The following is a 14,645-nucleotide window of genomic DNA, read 5'->3' on the forward strand; positions in this document are numbered from 1 at the left end:
GCGCAGGCTCGGGCGCCGGTTCGGCGGCGGGCTCGGCTGGGGCCGGCTCGGCGGCGGCCGACGCGGCGGGGGCGGTCGCCGGCGCGACGGGGGGCGCGTCGGCTCCCGTGTCGTCCCGCTTCTCAGCGGGTTCCGGTGTCGTGTCGCTCATGCTGGCGCTCCTCGCTCCGCCCCCAGTGGGCACCTGTAAGTGGTGCCCACTGTAGCAACGGGGGTGCGGAAGTCGAGGGAGGGCGGGCCGGGGCCGGGCCGGTCGGTGCTACTTGGCCGGTGCCGCCTGTGCGCCTGTCGTGAGGACGTAGATGAATCCGCTCACCTTGCCGTCGAAGCCCGGACCGTTGGCGGCGGGTCCGACGTCGATGCCGTTCACCAGGAACAGACGCTGGCCCTTCTGCGCCGCCTCGACGAAGGCGAGGATGTTCGAATAGGCGCCACGGACCGTCACCGACACCGGGATGACGGTGAAGTCGTCCTTGGTGACGAGCGGGCTCGCTGCCGGCGGCATCCCGGGGACGGCTGTCGGTTTCGGTGTCGGTGTCGGTGTTGCGGTCGGCGAGGGGGTCGGCGTCGCCGTCGATCCGGTCCCTGACGCCGCGGCGGGGGCAGGTGCGGCGGGGTTCACGGGCGGGACGAATCCCGCCCCGTCGGTGATCTGAGACGCGGTGACCGTCAACCCGTTGGCCGCGGCGAGCGCGGTGATCTCATCCATGAACGCGGGCGTCTGCGCCTCGGCAGGAATCGAGGTCTGCACGGCGGCGAGCTGCGACTTGAGGTCGTCCAGCGACTCGCTGTCCTTCTTGAGCTTGTTCAGCGCGAGCCGACTGGCGGTGTTGGTGCCCTCCACCTGCAGTGTCTGCGCGTCGGCCGCGGCCGACTGGTCGAGCTGCGGCTGGATGCCGAGCACCCAGCCGAGTGCTGCGACGACGACCATCGCCAGTACCGAGCCGATGATCCAGAGACGTGTCTTGTCCATGGCGTTCACTTGTCCTTCGGCTCGAAGCGCTTGGTGTAGAGGCTGTCGGACACGTGGATGGTGACGGTCGCCTTGTAGACGTTCTTCACCTCGTCCAGCGTGACCGTGCCGGGAACCACGTCGACGACACCGGGGATCTTCTGCAGCACGGCGACCCAGGCCGGTACGTCGGGGAACGCGGCGCTGGTGCCGATGACGGTGACGGTCCCGATGCGCGGCCCCTGCAGGGGATCCGGCGACTGCTGGTAGATGGCGGTCGGCGACGCCGAGTCGACCGCGACCGAGGCGAGCGCGAGACCGGCCGGCTGGGCGGCCCCGACCTTGTCGAGGAAGGCCTTCCAGTCGACTTCGGTCGATGCGCCGACCTGCTGGGCGGCCTGCGCGAGCGCGACCTCCTTCTGCACCTCACGCACCGGTGCGTACCGCTGCTGCTGCGCCAACAGGGAGGCGGTTTCGCTGCGGGCCGTGAGCAGCTTGGCCTGCGACACCACGTTCAGGCTGAACGCTCCGGCTGTCGCAACGAGCACGACCAGAAGGACGGCCAGGACACCCCAGCCGAGGCCGCGTCGAGTACGCGCGTTCCGCCGCTCTGCCCGCACCTCGGGCGGCAGGAGGTCGACACGCGGTTCCGCACCGACGATCAAACCTTCCTGTCGGCCTCCCGCGACGGGCGGACGCTTCGAGGCCGACGCCTTGGCAGCCGCGGGCGCTTCGGGAGCGTTCGCCGGGGTCGTCGACGCACGGCCTCTCGGAGACTTCGACGGCTTGCGCTCACGCGGGGCTTTGGCGGGCTTCGTCTGAGCGGCCTTGCCGCGCTTCTGCGTACCGTCAGCGGTTTCGTCGGCGTCGTTCGTACGCCGTGCGATGAGGCTCATGCTGCGCTCCCGAGTGCGAGGCCGAGCGCCGCGGAAAGCGACGACCTGGTCTGCCGAAGGATCGTCGCGTCGAGGTGACGCGACAGGGCGACGGCGTGGAAGGGATCCCCGACGGCGACCGGCAGCCGGGTCATCTCGCTCAGCGCATCGGCGAGCCCAGGAAGCTGGGCGCCGCCGCCGGTGAGTACGACGTTCTCGACCGGGGTGCTGGGGCGGGTGTTGATGAAGTAGCTCACGGTGTTCCGCAGGCTCGTGAGCAACTCGCCGGTGACCCGGTAGATGATCTCCACCGCTTGGTGCTCTTCGGGACTCGACACCTGCTTGGCGAGGCCGATGCTCGCCTTGATGCGCTCCGCCTCGCCGGGCTCGACCTCGAGCCCGGCTCGCAGGGCCTGAGTGAGCTCGGCCCCACCGGCGGGGATGATGCGCACGAACTGCGGCACGTTGTCGGTCAGGATGACCACGCTCGTCGTGTTGGCGCCGATGTCGATGAGCGCGACGGTGCCCCGGTGGCCGGTCCGCGTGACCAGCGCGCGGGAGACCGCGAACGGCAGGAGGTCGACGTCGACCGCGGTGAGGCCGGCCAGCGTGGCCGCCTTGACGTTGCCGAGCACGGCCTCCTTGACCGCAGCGACGAGCAGGCCGTTGACGACGGGGCCGGCCTCGCCCACCTCTTCCGACACAGGATAGAAGTCGAGGAGGGCGTCGGCGACGGGAACGGGGAGCATGTCCTGCACATGGAACGGAAGGCTCTCGCGGATACGGATGTGCGACATCCGCGGCACGGTCAGGTCGCGCGCGAGGACGCGCTGGTTGCCCATGCCGAGAACGACCTCCTTGCTCTTGAAGCCGCCCTGGTGCCACAGCAGCCGCAGGGTCGCTGCGACGGTGTTCGGCTCGAGGACCTCCCCGCGGCTGGCCGAACCGTCGGGCAGCGGCACCTCGTGATGGCGCAGGAGCGTGGGTCTCGGCTTGTGCGGATCACCGAGTTCCACGGCACGGATGGACGTGCTGCCGATGTCGATGCCGACGATGCTGCGTGCCATGGTGTCCTCCTTCTCTTGTTCTGCCGAGTCGCCGTCAGGCGAGTCCGAGGAGCGCCAGGTAGGCGTTCCAGATCGTGGGGCCGGCGAGGATGCCGAGCCAGGCTCCGGCCAGCATCCAGGGGCCGAACGGAATACCGGTGCCCCTCCGCGCCCGGCGCGCGATCACCAGCACGAGCGCGAAGAGGCCGCCGAGGACGAACGCGGCGAAGCCGCCGACGATGAGCGGTCCCCAGCCGAGGTAGCCGAGGTAGATGCCGATGACCCCGGCGAGCTTCACGTCGCCGAAGCCCATCCCGCCCGGGTAGACGAGGGCGAGCAGCAGGTAGAGCGCGTACAGTGCCGCGCAGCCGACCGCCGCCCCGATCAGCGCACCCCAGTCGCCGGTCAACGCTGCGGCCGCTGCCAGCAGCGCCCCCCCGACCAGGTACGACGGCAGGACGATCGCGTCGGGCAGCCGGTGCGTGTCGAGGTCGATCAGCGCCAGCGCGATGCTGATGGCGGCCAGGTAGAGGTACGCGACGACCTCCAGAACGCCCGCAGCCAGAGCGGTGCCGGTCTGCTGCGCGGGGGCTTCCGGGCCGGCCCAGAACCACCAGGCGACGACGGCGAACGCGACGGCGGTGGCCGCCTCCACGAGCGGGTAACGCGCCGAGATGGCGCTGCGGCACGACCGGCAGCGACCGCGCAGCACCAGCCACGAGACGACGGGGATGTTGTCGTACGGCCTGATCTCGGTGCCGCAGCTGCCGCACGCGCTCGGCGGAGACACGATGGACCGGCCCGCGGGGACCCGGTAGACGACGACGTTCAGGAACGAGCCGATGAGTGCACCGAAGACGGCGACGCAACCGACCGCGAAGACGAAGAGCGAGAGGGTCATGACAGCGGCGCTCCCGTCGATGAGAAGGCCGTCTTGACCTCGATCTCGGTGGCCACGTTGAACGAGGTGGTTCGCGGGGTCGGGAACTTGGGCGGTGGCGAGTTCAGCAGACGGGTGTCGTAGCTGTAGCGCTTGAGGAACCCGGTGTAGCTGGATCCGGTGCCGACCGGGCCGCGGTACTCCTGAGCGATCGAGCCCGTGACGCAGAGGTAGCCGGCGAACGAGGCCGACGAGAAGTTGTGCACCTCGAAGCTGTGGTAGTTAGACAGGATGGCGGCGTTGATCGTGCGTGCGCAGTTGCCGCTGGACGAGGACGCCTCCCAGGTCAGGTAGTCGGAGCTCGAGTAGCACCTCGTGTTGTAGCGCGAAGGGAACGGTGTCGGGTACGTGCAGACCTGCGGGTCCCACACCCAGACCGCGCCGGCCCCGACGAGGCCGAGGATGTCGTTCGCGGGGTCGCTGTAGACGAGTTTGCCGGTGATCCAGGCGAAGTGGTCGGCGTTGATCGTCATGGCTCCGTGCATCGTGCCCTGCACGAAGACGTCGCCGGCGCTGCAGTTGTACGGCGCATAGGTGGACACGATCTCGTTGGCGATCGGATAGCCGAGCCCGTTGCCGGTACTCGTGCCGTCGGCGCCGACGCATTTCAGCGTGTTGGCGTTCGGTGAGGCTCCCGACGCCCAGTAGTTCGGGTCGGTGGAGGTGGTGGGCACGCTCTGCACGTAGACGAGGTTGTTGTAGAGCTGGGAGGCCGGACCGATGGCGATGGTCTGGCCGTTGGTGACGTCGGCGAGTGTGTGCGCGTTGGCCGCCGCCGAGCCTCCGACGGTCCCCGGCGTTCCGCAGAAGGCCGGCTTGGACGCGAACGGCGATGACCCGGTCGGGTTGAGCTCGGTGTACTTCGTCCACGGCGAGATGACGTTCATGTAGGCATTGCCGCCGGAGACCGAGAACGTGATCTTGGTCGGCCCGGTGTAGAGGCAGCCCGGCGACGGCACCTTGGCCGGGATGTCGGTGCGCACCTGGTCGAGCTGCGCCTGCGGGGGCGGCATCGTGATCAGGGCCGAGTTCTGCGGCGCTCCTGCGTTGAACACCGGCGTGCCGGAGCAGTTCGTCTGCGTGTAGAGGTTTCCCGCCGCATTGCGGTTGGGGTTCGACGTGGTGACCTTCTGCTTGAAGGTGCCGCCGCAGATGTTGAGGGTGTCGTTGGAGTGCACCTGGCCGTCGAAGGTGTCGCCCGCGACGAAGTCGATGAGACAGCTCGCCGGGCGGCTGGTGCCCGACCAGGCGTACGCCTTGGGGCAGCCGCCGCCGTTGAGCGCGGGGTCGAGCTCTTCGTAGTCGGTGAAGTAGACGTAGTTGGTGAAGCCGGTCTGCTTGATGTTCGCGACGACGCTACGGGTGACGTTGTCGACCTTCCCGGTCGCGCGGATGTGCAGGATGCCGTTGCTGGCGTACTTGGAGTTGTCGACCTCGTAGCGGTAGGAGGCGTTCGCGGGGAGGCCGTCGGTGAGGGGCACGGACGCCCAGGTTCCGCCGGCCGTGACGTCGAACGCCGGGTTGGCGTTGACCCCCGTGGGCAGCGTCACGGTGCCCTGCGAGTTGTTCGCGCGCGTGAACGGCGAGTTGGGGTTGCCGTACTGCTGGTAGCTGGGATCGTTGGTCAGCCGGCCCTGATACTCGCCGATGCCGGCGAAGGCGGCCGACATCGCGGCATCCCAGTCCGCGTCGTGGTTCGAGCGGACCAGCCCGGAGACCGAGAACGACATCGTCGTGGCGACCAGGAGGAGCAGGACGGCGCCGATGCCGACGACCATCGCGAGCGCGACACCACGGTCGCTGCCGGCGCGCAGGCGGCGCAGCCGCCGGTGCAAAAGGGTGATCATCACGACCCCGATCCGATGTTGGCCATGCCGATGGTGTTGGTCAGCGTGACCGCGCTGGCCGCACCCGTCGGCTGGATGGTGATGGTGACTTTCACGGAGGTGATCGTGGCGAGCTGCTGCCACGTCGTCAGGTTCGCCGGGAGGAGTTCGGTACCGGTCCTGTCGAAGTAGCGGAACACCGTGGTGCTCGATGGAATGGAGTTGCACAGCTTTCGTGACGCGGTCGCATTCGGGTAGGTGAAGGCCCAGTGCCCGTTCACACCCGCGACCGCCGTGGTCGCCGCGTATTGTGTCTCGACAAGCGTTCCGCTCGTGGCGTCGTAGCTGACCATGACGGGAGACTCCCCACCGCTCAGGTTCACGTACGCGAAGAATCTGATGACCTGAGGACCCGCCGAGATGATCGCGGGGTCGCTCTGCTGGCCGCCGACGATCGGGCTCGCGAGCGGGTCGGGCGTCGCCGCCCGAAGCATGCGCGCGACCTGGTTCATGCCGTTCGAGCCCTGCCTGGTGCCGTCGTCGATCGACTGCGACAGGCTCACGCTGTGCGTGGCCGCCACGAACAGCGAGACGGCGAGGCCCATGATCACCGTGGTGAGCGCGATCGCGACCAGCAGCTCGATCAGCGTGAGACCCGCGTCGCGCGCGCGCGCGGCACGGGTGCGGAGGAGGCGGCCCAACCGGATCATGGCTGCCTCGGATCGAGCGTGAAGATGTTCCCCGTCGTGAACGGCGGGCTGCCGGCGGGAAGGGTGATGCTCGTGGATGCGACGACCGGAGAGCTGGAGACAGTGTCGGTCTGCCGCGCCAGCGAGTACAGCTTCCAGCTGCCGTAGGGCAGCGCGAGCGTGACCGAGCTCGTGGACGCCTTGGCGAACGTCAGCGACATCCCCGTCGTGCAGCCCGGGTCTCCGACGGTCGACGCGGCCGGTGCGCTGACGGCGACCAGCCAGCGGCCGGAGACCCCGGCGACGGTGACCTGCGGCATCGTCACCGTGCCTGTCGCGCCCGAGGTGATGCCGATGATCGGATCCGACCGCACCCCGACGTTGCCGCTGGCGTTGGGGATGGTCCAGGCGCCGGGATCGACCGACAGGCAGATCGGGGCGGCACCGCCCGCCGGGCCGACGGCGACGTAGGTGCCCGCGAACGCCTGATATCCCGACGAGAAGGGGAACAGGAGTGTGCTCGTCGTCGTGACGCCGCTGACGGTGGCCGTCGTCACCCGGGTGGTGTATGCGTCCCCCTGCGGCACGTAGGTGACCGTGAGGTTGGTGGGGAACATCGTCGTCGCCGGTGCGCCGGGCGCGAGAGTGAGCTTGGGGGTGGCCGCCGTGTCGTACTGCTTGTCGAGCACCGACGACTGGCCGGCGGTGACCGGCACACTCAGCTTGAGGGGCTGCTGCTGGTCGCTGCTGATGCGGCCGTCGCCCGCGGTGCCGATGGTGACGATATACGACCCGGGGACGACCTTGAGCACGTAGCTGCAGCCGTCGACGTCGGTGGCGGACGGAGCCGGGCTCACCGTGGTGCCGGTGTTCGGCGAGACGCTCCCATCGACCGCGACGCCGATCGGAACGCCGGCCACTCCCACGCCCGACGCATCGCGCACGTGGACGATGATGGTGCCGGTGGTCGGGTCGTTGATCGGACCCGCCGGCGCGAGCAGAGTGCTCGCCTGCACGGGGCTGGCGCCGGTGCGCATGCCCGACCAGGTGACCGCGACGTTGAGGGTCTTGTTCTGCAGCAGGCCGGAGGTTCCGCAGTCGGAGGCCGTTCCGGTGTTCGTCAGCCAGCCGGCCGACTTGGTGACGGTGTAGGTGGTGCCGTCGACGGTGGTCGTCGTGACGCCGCTGACGACGGAGAAGACATTGGTGGCCGAGCGGGCCTGGTCGATGGCCTGCGCCGCGAGATTGGCGGCGACCTCGCTCGAGCGGTTGGAGCGCGTGATGGTCATGGCGCTCGTCAGCAGGTAGGCGACGAGCACCGAGAGGATGCCGAACACCATCATCGCGACCAGGACCTCGATGAGGGTGAACCCCTGGTCGCGGGAGTCGTGGGCGGTGCGGCGGAGCCGGTGCTGGGCGTTCATGGGGTCACCTCCCGTGGTCGGGTCCGTGGGGTGGGCTTCCGGGTGGGGCTGGGGGGACGAGATCGACGGCTGCGGGGCGCCGCCACTCGGCGGCGCCCCGCAGCACGGAGCGAATCGGACTAGCTGCAGGAGCCGGACTGAGCTCCGTGATCCTGATCGATGAAGAACGTGCTGGTCGTCGAGCTTGTGGCATCGATGCAGAATGACGTCGAAGTAGGCGTGCCCTTGAACGCAAGCGTCTTGGTATCTGACCCCTGCGTGAAGCCATAGCTACCGAGGTCGGTTGCGTCAAGGGTCGGTGCCGCTGCCGACGAGCCTTTGTCGGTCCAGTAGGCGACGACCGCGGTCTTGGCGTTCGCGAGGTCGGACTTCACGCCGGCGTCCTTGGCGTTGTTCTGGACCCCGATGTAAATCGGGATCGCAATCGCGGCGAGGATGCCGATGATGATGACCACCACGAGGAGCTCGATCAGGGTGAAGCCCTTCTCGTCCTCCTCGAGCAGCCCCTGACGGCGAGCGTTCAGCTTGCCCATGAGACGGAAGTACATTTCTGTGTCCAATCGGTCGGGTGATGGTGCGGGGTGCGGCTGCGAGATTGCCGCTTCGGGGATGACCATATTTGCCAGCGGATTCGGAGAAATATCCCCCGTTGCAGGGGTTTTACGGGCGTTTCGTACCCCAGAACTGGGGAGTCTTGTGCTATTTGTGCCTCGCCGTGGGGGCAAATCGGCGAGCAGGGGCTCCCGGCCCGGTCGTCACAGCCGAGCGCGCGACAGGCATGCCACACGGCGGCATCCACGTGGGATGCCGCCTCGGCGCGACCGTTCCGGCTCAGCCTCCGATGGCCCCCGCGATCCCGAAGATCGGGAGGTAGAGAGCGACGACCATGCCGCCGATCACGACGCCCAGGAAGGCGATCATGAGCGGCTCGATGAGGGACGTGAGCTGCTCGGTCGTCGACTCGACCTCCTGCTCGTAGAAGTCGGCGATCTTGTCGAGCATCGTGTCGAGCGAGCCGGCGTCCTCGCCCACGGCGACCATCTGCGTGACCATGGCCGGGAACACGGTCTGCTTGCTCAGCGGCGTCGCGATCGACTCGCCCTGCCGCACGCCCTCGGCGACCTCGGTGAGCGCGTTCTCGATCACCCAGTTGCCGCTGGTCTCCCCCACTATCCGCAGGGCCTGCAGGATGGGCACACCGGCCGAGATCATGTTGGCGAAATTGCGGCTGAACCGGGCGATCGCGATCTTCTTGATCAGAGCACCGAACACGGGCATCCGGAGTTTGAACGGGTCGAGCCGCCTGCGCACGCCCTCGTCGTTCTTGTGCCGGGGCCACCACAAAGCGAACGCGATCACCGCGACAGCGATGAGCGGCGCGATCCACACCATCTGGTGGGAGATGATCACGAGCAGTTCGGTGGGCGCCGGCAGCTGTTTGCCGAGCCCGTTGAACATCTTCTCGAAGACCGGAACGATGAAGATCAGCATGGCGAGCACGCCGAGCAAGGACATGATCAGCACGATGACCGGGTAGGTCATCGCCGACTTGATCGCGCCGCGGAGCTTGACCTCCTTCTCGAAGTTGTCGGCCACGGCCTCCAGGGCGCCGTCGAGGAAACCGCCGGTCTCACCGGCGCGCACCATGTTGATCATCAGCGGAGGGAAGACCTGGGCATGCTTGCGCATGGCCTCCGAGATCGCGGTGCCGCTCTCCACCTGGTCGCGCACGTCGCCGAGCACGGTCTGGAGGCGCTTGTTGGCGGACTGCTCGGCCAGGATGTTCAGCGTGCGCAGCAGCGACAGGCCGGCGCCGATCATCGTCGCCATCTGGCGGCTCATGATGGCGAGGTCCTTGAGCTTGACGCCGGAACCGCTCCCCAGCTTGATCTCGCGGTTGAGACCCGTGCCGGCGGCGGCCTCGGTGATGGCGACGGGCGACAGGCCCATCGTGCGCAGTCGCGAGGCGACCGCCGACTCGCTCGCTGCGTCGACGCGCCCCTTGACGATCTTGCCGTCCGCGTTGCGGCCCTTGTAGTTGTAGGGCGTGGTGACGGGCATCAGCGCACCACCGTGCCGGAGTAGCTGTCGCCGAAGTCCGGCCCGCTCGCCATCACCGACGACTCGGCCGGTGACTCGACCCGCTGGATGAGCCGGGTCAGGCCCTCCACGTCGTGCGCCTTCTCGACCGCGGCACGCCGGGTGATGATGCCCGAGTTGACCAGATCGGCCAGGTGCTGATCCATCGTGCGCATGCCCGACTCGCGACCGGCCTGCATCATCGAGGCGATCTGGTAGGTCTTGCCCTCGCGGATCACGTTCGCGATGGCCGGTGTCATCATCAGGATCTCGGTGGCCACGACGCGGCCTTTGCCGCTCGCGCGCTTCACGAGCGTCTGCGAGACCACGCCCTGGAGCGTCCCCGCCAGCTGCGCGCGCACCTGATCCTGCTGGTGCGGCGGGAACACGTCGATGACGCGGTCGATCGTCTGCGGCGCATCCTGCGTGTGCAAGGTGGCGAAGACGAGGTGACCCGTCTCCGCGGCCGTCAGAGCGACCGAGATGGTCTCGAGGTCGCGGAGCTCGCCGATCAGGATGACGTCGGGGTCCTGGCGCAGCACGTGCTTGAGGGCGTTCGCGAAGCTGTGGGTGTCGTGGCCGACCTCCCGCTGGTTGACGATCGACCGCTTGTGCACGTGCATGAACTCGATCGGGTCCTCGACGGTCACGATGTGGTCGGACCGCGTGCTGTTCACCAGGTCGATGAGCGCGGCCAGTGTCGTCGACTTGCCCGAGCCGGTGGGGCCGGTGACCAGTACCAGGCCGCGCGGCAGCTGCGAGAACTGGCCGACGGCATCCGGGACCCCGAGCGCCGCGAGCTGCTTGATCTCGGTCGGGATGAGACGGAAGGCTCCACCGTACGAGCCGCGCTGCTGGTAGAGGTTCACACGGAAGCGGGAGTTCGCCGAGATCGTGAATGCGAAGTCCAGCTCGTGCTCGCGCTCGAAGATCTGTCGCTGCCGGTCGTCCAGAAGGCTCATCAGAGCCTCGCGCGTGCGCTCGTGATTCCAGGGCTCGGTGCTGGCCGCGGGCCGCAGGCCGCCGTCGACGCGGATGGTCGGAGCCGCGCCCACGGTGATGTGGAGGTCGGATGCCTTCTGGAAGACGACCTCGTGCAGAGCGGCGACCAGGTCTTTGTCCGCCTTCTCGAGCGCCTCCCGCTCGGGCTGGGTGAGTGTCTCGTCGATCTCGGTGACGGACGGGCGGGCCGCGACGGGCTCGAGGATCTCGAAGTCGGGTGACGGGGCTGCAGCGCGTCGCCCCTCAGGGATGAGGCGGCGTACCGGATCGTGCGCTTCGGTGACGGGAGAGACGGGCTCAGGCGCCGGTGCAGCCGGCGCGGGCGGCGCGGCAACCGAGTCGAGCGACCACACCACCGACGACGGCGTCGACGGGTCGTACGCGGGCTCGGCGGAGGCCGCCGGTACGGACGGGGTCGGTTCGGCCACCGGCTGATAGCCGGCAACAGGTTCTGGCGCGGCCGGTACTGGCGACGCGGAGGGGGGTGAGCCGAACGCGGGAGCGTCGAAGGCGGGCACCGCAGAAGACGGCGCAGCGTACGTCGGCGCGTCGAACGACGGCGCGGAGTAGGCGGGCGGCGTGAGCGGCACGCCGGCCCCCGGTGCCCAGCCTCCCGCCGTCGCGCCCGGAGGGGTCACCGGGATCTCGTAGACCGGCTTCTCCGTCGGTGGCGGGAACCCGCCCCAGCTCTCGTCGTTCGTTGTCATCGGCCCTCCTAGGCGACCACTCTCAGAATCTCTTCGACGGACGTCATGCCGCGCTTGACCTTCTCCCAGCCGTCCTCGCGCAGGGTCAGCATCCCCTGCTCCCGGGCGACGCGGCCGATCTCGGCGCTCGACGCGCGCTCGACCGTGAGCCGCTCGATCTCCTCGGTCACCGCCATCACCTCGTGCACGGCGATGCGGCCGCGGTAACCGGTGTTGGAGCACGCCGGGCAGCCGACGGGGACGAAGACGGGAGGGAGCTCCACATCGGGCACCTCGAACCGCAACCGCCGCAGATCCTCGTGCGTGTACGCTCCCGGCTGCTTGCACCGTTCGCAGAGCCGCCGGGCGAGGCGCTGGGCGACCACGCAGTCGAGGGCCGACCCGACCAGGAACGGCTCGATGTCCATCTCGGTCAGGCGGGTGACGGCGCTGGGGGCGTCGTTGGTGTGCAGGGTCGAGAGCACGAGGTGGCCCGTCAGCGACGCCTCGATCGCGATCTGGGCGGTCTCGTGGTCGCGGATCTCGCCCAGCAGCACCACGTCGGGGTCGCTGCGGAGGATGCTGCGCAGCGCGCTCGCGAACGTCAGGCCGGCCTTGGGGTTCACCTGTACCTGGTTGATGCCCGCCATCCGGTACTCCACCGGGTCCTCGACCGTGATCACGTTGATCTCCGGTCGGGCGACGGCGTTCAGCGTCGTGTAGAGGGTGGTCGACTTGCCCGAGCCGGTCGGGCCGGTGACGAGGATCATGCCGTACGGCTTCGAGTACGACGCCCGATAGGTCTCGAAGTTGCGCTCGAGCAGGTTGAGGTCGGTGAGCGTCATCCCGGTGTTCGAGTTGTCCAGGATGCGCATGACGACCTTCTCGCCCCACACGGTCGGCAGCGTGGCGACACGGAGGTCGATCTGCCGGCCGCCGTGCACGACCGACATGCGGCCATCCTGCGGCTTGCGGCGTTCGGCGATGTCGATGTCGCTCATGATCTTCAGCCGGGAGATCACGCCGTTCTGGATCGCCTTCGGCGCGCTCTGCATCGCGTGCAGCACGCCGTCGATGCGGTACCGCACGCGCACGTCGTGCTCGGCCGGCTCGATGTGGATGTCGGAGGCGTGGTCCTGGATGGCCTGGCTGACGAGCAGGTTCACGAACCGCACGATCGGGGCCTCGTCGTCGGCCTCCGTCAGGACGCTCCGATCCTCCGCGGGGGCCGACTCCTCCTCCAGCGTCGTGGTGAGGTCGCTGAGCTCGTCGTCGGCGCGGATGTAGCGGTCGATCGCGGTGCGGAGGTCGGCCTCGTCGGCCACGACGGGCGCGACGCCCATCCGCGCGGCGGCGCGCACGTCGTCGATCGCGAACACATTGCCCGGGTCGGCCATGGCCAGCACGACGGAGCCGTCGGCGGTCCCGATGGGCAGCACGGTGTGCCGGCGGCAGATGGCGCCGGGGATCAGGGCGACCGCCGTGCTGTCGACCGGATAGTCGGCGAGCTCGACGAACGGCAGGCCGGACTGCGCCGCGCGGGCGCGCGCCAACTGGCCGGCGGTGATCGCCCCGCGGCTCAGCAGCTCGCGGACGACGGCCTCGTCGGCGGTCGGCTCGGTCTCCACACGGTCCAGGTACTCGATGGGCAGATGGCCGTGCAGAATCAGGATCTCGGTCATGGACGCCACGGGGACCTCCTCGGATAGAAGTCCTGCCGGGTTCGGGTTCCACGACAGGGCGCCGCCGTCGCCCGGGCGAGACTCCGGGCGGGGCGAAGCCCTGTCACCGTAACCGTCGCGCCCGCCCGCCTGCCAGACCCGCTTGCGGGTGCCCCACGCCCGGGGGTCAGCGGCCGAGTACGCGCATAATCGGTCAGAGACCGGCGAGTACGCGGAGAATCTGCGTACTCGGCTGTCAGCGGCGGCGGAGGTCTCCGCGGCGGCTGGCGAGGTAGACGAGGATGCCGCCGAGGACGGCGCAACCCATGGTCGTCAGCCAGTACGGGAGGGTCGCTGCGGCGTGCCCCGTGGTCGCCTGCACGATGCCGACGACGAAGCTCACCACGGCCACGACCAGCGCGACGGCGGCGAAGCCCAGCATCGAGCGGCCGACGGTGTCCGTGTACTCCAGAAGCCTCCACACGCCCTCTATTCTCGCGCACGCGGGAGGGCGGGCGAGACGGCGCACAATGGGGTCCGATCGCGCGAGGCGGCGGAGAATGCGCCGTCTCGCGGAACGACGAAGGCCCCCGGCGCAGTGCCGGGGGCCTTCGTGGTACGTACCGACGAACTCAGTTGTAGGTGCCCGGGGTGTAGTCGTCCGAGCTGAAGCTGTCGAAGTCGACGAAGCTCAGGTCGTTCTCGCTGAACGCGGAGTCGTCGGCGAAGATGCGGTTGGGGTACCGCTCCGCCTTGGCCTCCTCCGTCGCCTCCACCGAGACGTTCCGGTAGCGGGACAGACCCGTGCCGGCCGGGATGAGCTTACCGATGATGACGTTCTCCTTGAGACCGATCAGCGGGTCGGACTTGCCCTCCATGGCCGCCTGCGTCAGGACGCGGGTGGTCTCCTGGAAGGACGCGGCCGACAGCCACGACTCGGTCGCCAGCGAGGCCTTGGTGATACCCATGACCTCCTGACGGGCGGACGCCGTCTTCTTGCCCTCGGTCAGCGCAGCGCGGTTGATCTCGTTGTACCGCGAACGGTCGACGAGCTCACCCGGCAGCAGGTCGGTGTCGCCGTGGTCGACGACGGTCACCTTGCGGAGCATCTGACGGACGATGACCTCGATGTGCTTGTCGTGGATCGGCACACCCTGCGAGCGGTACACGCCCTGCACGCCGCCCACCAGGTGCTTCTGCACCTCGCGGACGCCCTTGACCCGGAGGACCTCCTTCGGGTCGACGGTGCCGACGATCAGCTGCTGGCCGAGGTCGACGTGCTGGCCGTCCTCCACCAGGAGGGTCGAGCGCTTCAGCACCGGGTAGACGTGCGGCTCGTCGCCGTTGTCCGGGGTCAGGATGACCTTGCGGGACTTGTCCGTCTCCTCGATGACGATGCGGCCGGCGGCCTCGGCGATCGGGGACGCACCCTTGGGGGTACGCGCCTCGAACAGCTCCTGCACGC

Annotated in this window: 12 protein-coding genes and 1 pseudogene; all 13 read right to left on the minus strand. The window is 68.9% G+C overall.

What is annotated here, in order from left to right:
- Nucleotides 1-259: 259 nt before the first annotated feature.
- Nucleotides 260-973: a type 4a pilus biogenesis protein PilO gene (locus tag Q0Q23_RS18110; RefSeq protein ID WP_295127487.1), complete on the minus strand. Its 714-nt coding sequence runs from the start codon at nucleotides 971-973 to the stop codon at nucleotides 260-262.
- A 5-nt stretch (nucleotides 974-978) separates the two neighbouring features.
- Nucleotides 979-1,848 (minus strand): hypothetical protein, encoded by an 870-nt coding sequence (locus Q0Q23_RS18115; protein WP_295127489.1) that lies wholly within the window; start codon nucleotides 1,846-1,848, stop codon nucleotides 979-981.
- On the minus strand, nucleotides 1,845-2,894 hold the full coding sequence (gene pilM / locus Q0Q23_RS18120) for a type IV pilus assembly protein PilM (protein WP_295127492.1): 1,050 nt from the start codon (nucleotides 2,892-2,894) through the stop codon (nucleotides 1,845-1,847). Before pilM ends, Q0Q23_RS18115 begins: the two co-directional genes overlap by 4 nt.
- A gap of 34 nt (nucleotides 2,895-2,928) precedes the next feature.
- Nucleotides 2,929-3,774 (minus strand): A24 family peptidase, encoded by an 846-nt coding sequence (locus Q0Q23_RS18125; RefSeq protein WP_295127496.1) that lies wholly within the window; start codon nucleotides 3,772-3,774, stop codon nucleotides 2,929-2,931.
- On the minus strand, nucleotides 3,771-5,663 hold the full coding sequence (locus tag Q0Q23_RS18130; RefSeq protein ID WP_295127499.1) for a hypothetical protein: 1,893 nt from the start codon (nucleotides 5,661-5,663) through the stop codon (nucleotides 3,771-3,773). The genes Q0Q23_RS18125 and Q0Q23_RS18130 overlap by 4 nt, the downstream gene beginning before the upstream one ends.
- Entirely contained in the window at nucleotides 5,660-6,349 is a 690-nt protein-coding gene (locus tag Q0Q23_RS18135; protein WP_295127502.1) for a type II secretion system protein J, read from the minus strand. Before Q0Q23_RS18135 ends, Q0Q23_RS18130 begins: the two co-directional genes overlap by 4 nt.
- Nucleotides 6,346-7,752, minus strand: coding sequence for a prepilin-type N-terminal cleavage/methylation domain-containing protein (locus tag Q0Q23_RS18140; RefSeq protein ID WP_295127505.1), 1,407 nt, complete (start codon nucleotides 7,750-7,752; stop codon nucleotides 6,346-6,348). Before Q0Q23_RS18140 ends, Q0Q23_RS18135 begins: the two co-directional genes overlap by 4 nt.
- A 119-nt stretch (nucleotides 7,753-7,871) precedes the next feature.
- Nucleotides 7,872-8,369, minus strand: coding sequence for a type IV pilin protein (locus Q0Q23_RS18145; protein ID WP_295127508.1), 498 nt, complete (start codon nucleotides 8,367-8,369; stop codon nucleotides 7,872-7,874).
- Between the two features lie 214 nt (nucleotides 8,370-8,583).
- Entirely contained in the window at nucleotides 8,584-9,813 is a 1,230-nt protein-coding gene (locus tag Q0Q23_RS18150) for a type II secretion system F family protein (protein ID WP_295127511.1), read from the minus strand.
- Complete coding sequence (locus Q0Q23_RS18155; protein WP_295127514.1) at nucleotides 9,813-11,540, minus strand: type IV pilus twitching motility protein PilT; 1,728 nt, start codon at nucleotides 11,538-11,540, stop codon at nucleotides 9,813-9,815. The genes Q0Q23_RS18150 and Q0Q23_RS18155 overlap by 1 nt, the downstream gene beginning before the upstream one ends.
- Nucleotides 11,541-11,548: 8 nt before the next feature.
- The gene (locus Q0Q23_RS18160) at nucleotides 11,549-13,210 is read right to left on the minus strand and encodes a GspE/PulE family protein (protein ID WP_295127517.1); all 1,662 of its coding nucleotides are present in this window, start codon (nucleotides 13,208-13,210) and stop codon (nucleotides 11,549-11,551) included.
- Nucleotides 13,211-13,436: 226 nt separating this feature from the next.
- The gene (locus Q0Q23_RS18165; RefSeq protein ID WP_295127520.1) at nucleotides 13,437-13,664 is read right to left on the minus strand and encodes a hypothetical protein; all 228 of its coding nucleotides are present in this window, start codon (nucleotides 13,662-13,664) and stop codon (nucleotides 13,437-13,439) included.
- A 148-nt stretch (nucleotides 13,665-13,812) separates the two neighbouring features.
- Nucleotides 13,813-14,645 (minus strand): annotated as a pseudogene (locus Q0Q23_RS18170) (DNA-directed RNA polymerase subunit beta'); the annotation flags it as partial.

Origin of the sequence: uncultured Leifsonia sp., assembly GCF_945957465.1 — a bacterium.
In the GTDB taxonomy this organism is placed as follows: domain Bacteria; phylum Actinomycetota; class Actinomycetes; order Actinomycetales; family Microbacteriaceae; genus Leifsonia.

Excerpts from the sequence above, each read along its gene's own strand:
- Q0Q23_RS18110 (WP_295127487.1), bottom strand. The coding sequence starts at position 973 with ATGGACAAGACACGTCTCTGGATCATCGGCTCGGTACTGGCGATGGTC.
- Q0Q23_RS18115 (WP_295127489.1), bottom strand. The coding sequence starts at position 1,848 with ATGAGCCTCATCGCACGGCGTACGAACGACGCCGACGAAACCGCTGAC.
- pilM (WP_295127492.1), bottom strand. The coding sequence starts at position 2,894 with ATGGCACGCAGCATCGTCGGCATCGACATCGGCAGCACGTCCATCCGT.
- Q0Q23_RS18125 (WP_295127496.1), bottom strand. The coding sequence starts at position 3,774 with ATGACCCTCTCGCTCTTCGTCTTCGCGGTCGGTTGCGTCGCCGTCTTC.
- Q0Q23_RS18135 (WP_295127502.1), bottom strand. The coding sequence starts at position 6,349 with ATGATCCGGTTGGGCCGCCTCCTCCGCACCCGTGCCGCGCGCGCGCGC.
- Q0Q23_RS18140 (WP_295127505.1), bottom strand. The coding sequence starts at position 7,752 with ATGAACGCCCAGCACCGGCTCCGCCGCACCGCCCACGACTCCCGCGAC.
- Q0Q23_RS18145 (WP_295127508.1), bottom strand. The coding sequence starts at position 8,369 with ATGGTCATCCCCGAAGCGGCAATCTCGCAGCCGCACCCCGCACCATCA.
- Q0Q23_RS18150 (WP_295127511.1), bottom strand. The coding sequence starts at position 9,813 with ATGCCCGTCACCACGCCCTACAACTACAAGGGCCGCAACGCGGACGGC.
- Q0Q23_RS18155 (WP_295127514.1), bottom strand. The coding sequence starts at position 11,540 with ATGACAACGAACGACGAGAGCTGGGGCGGGTTCCCGCCACCGACGGAG.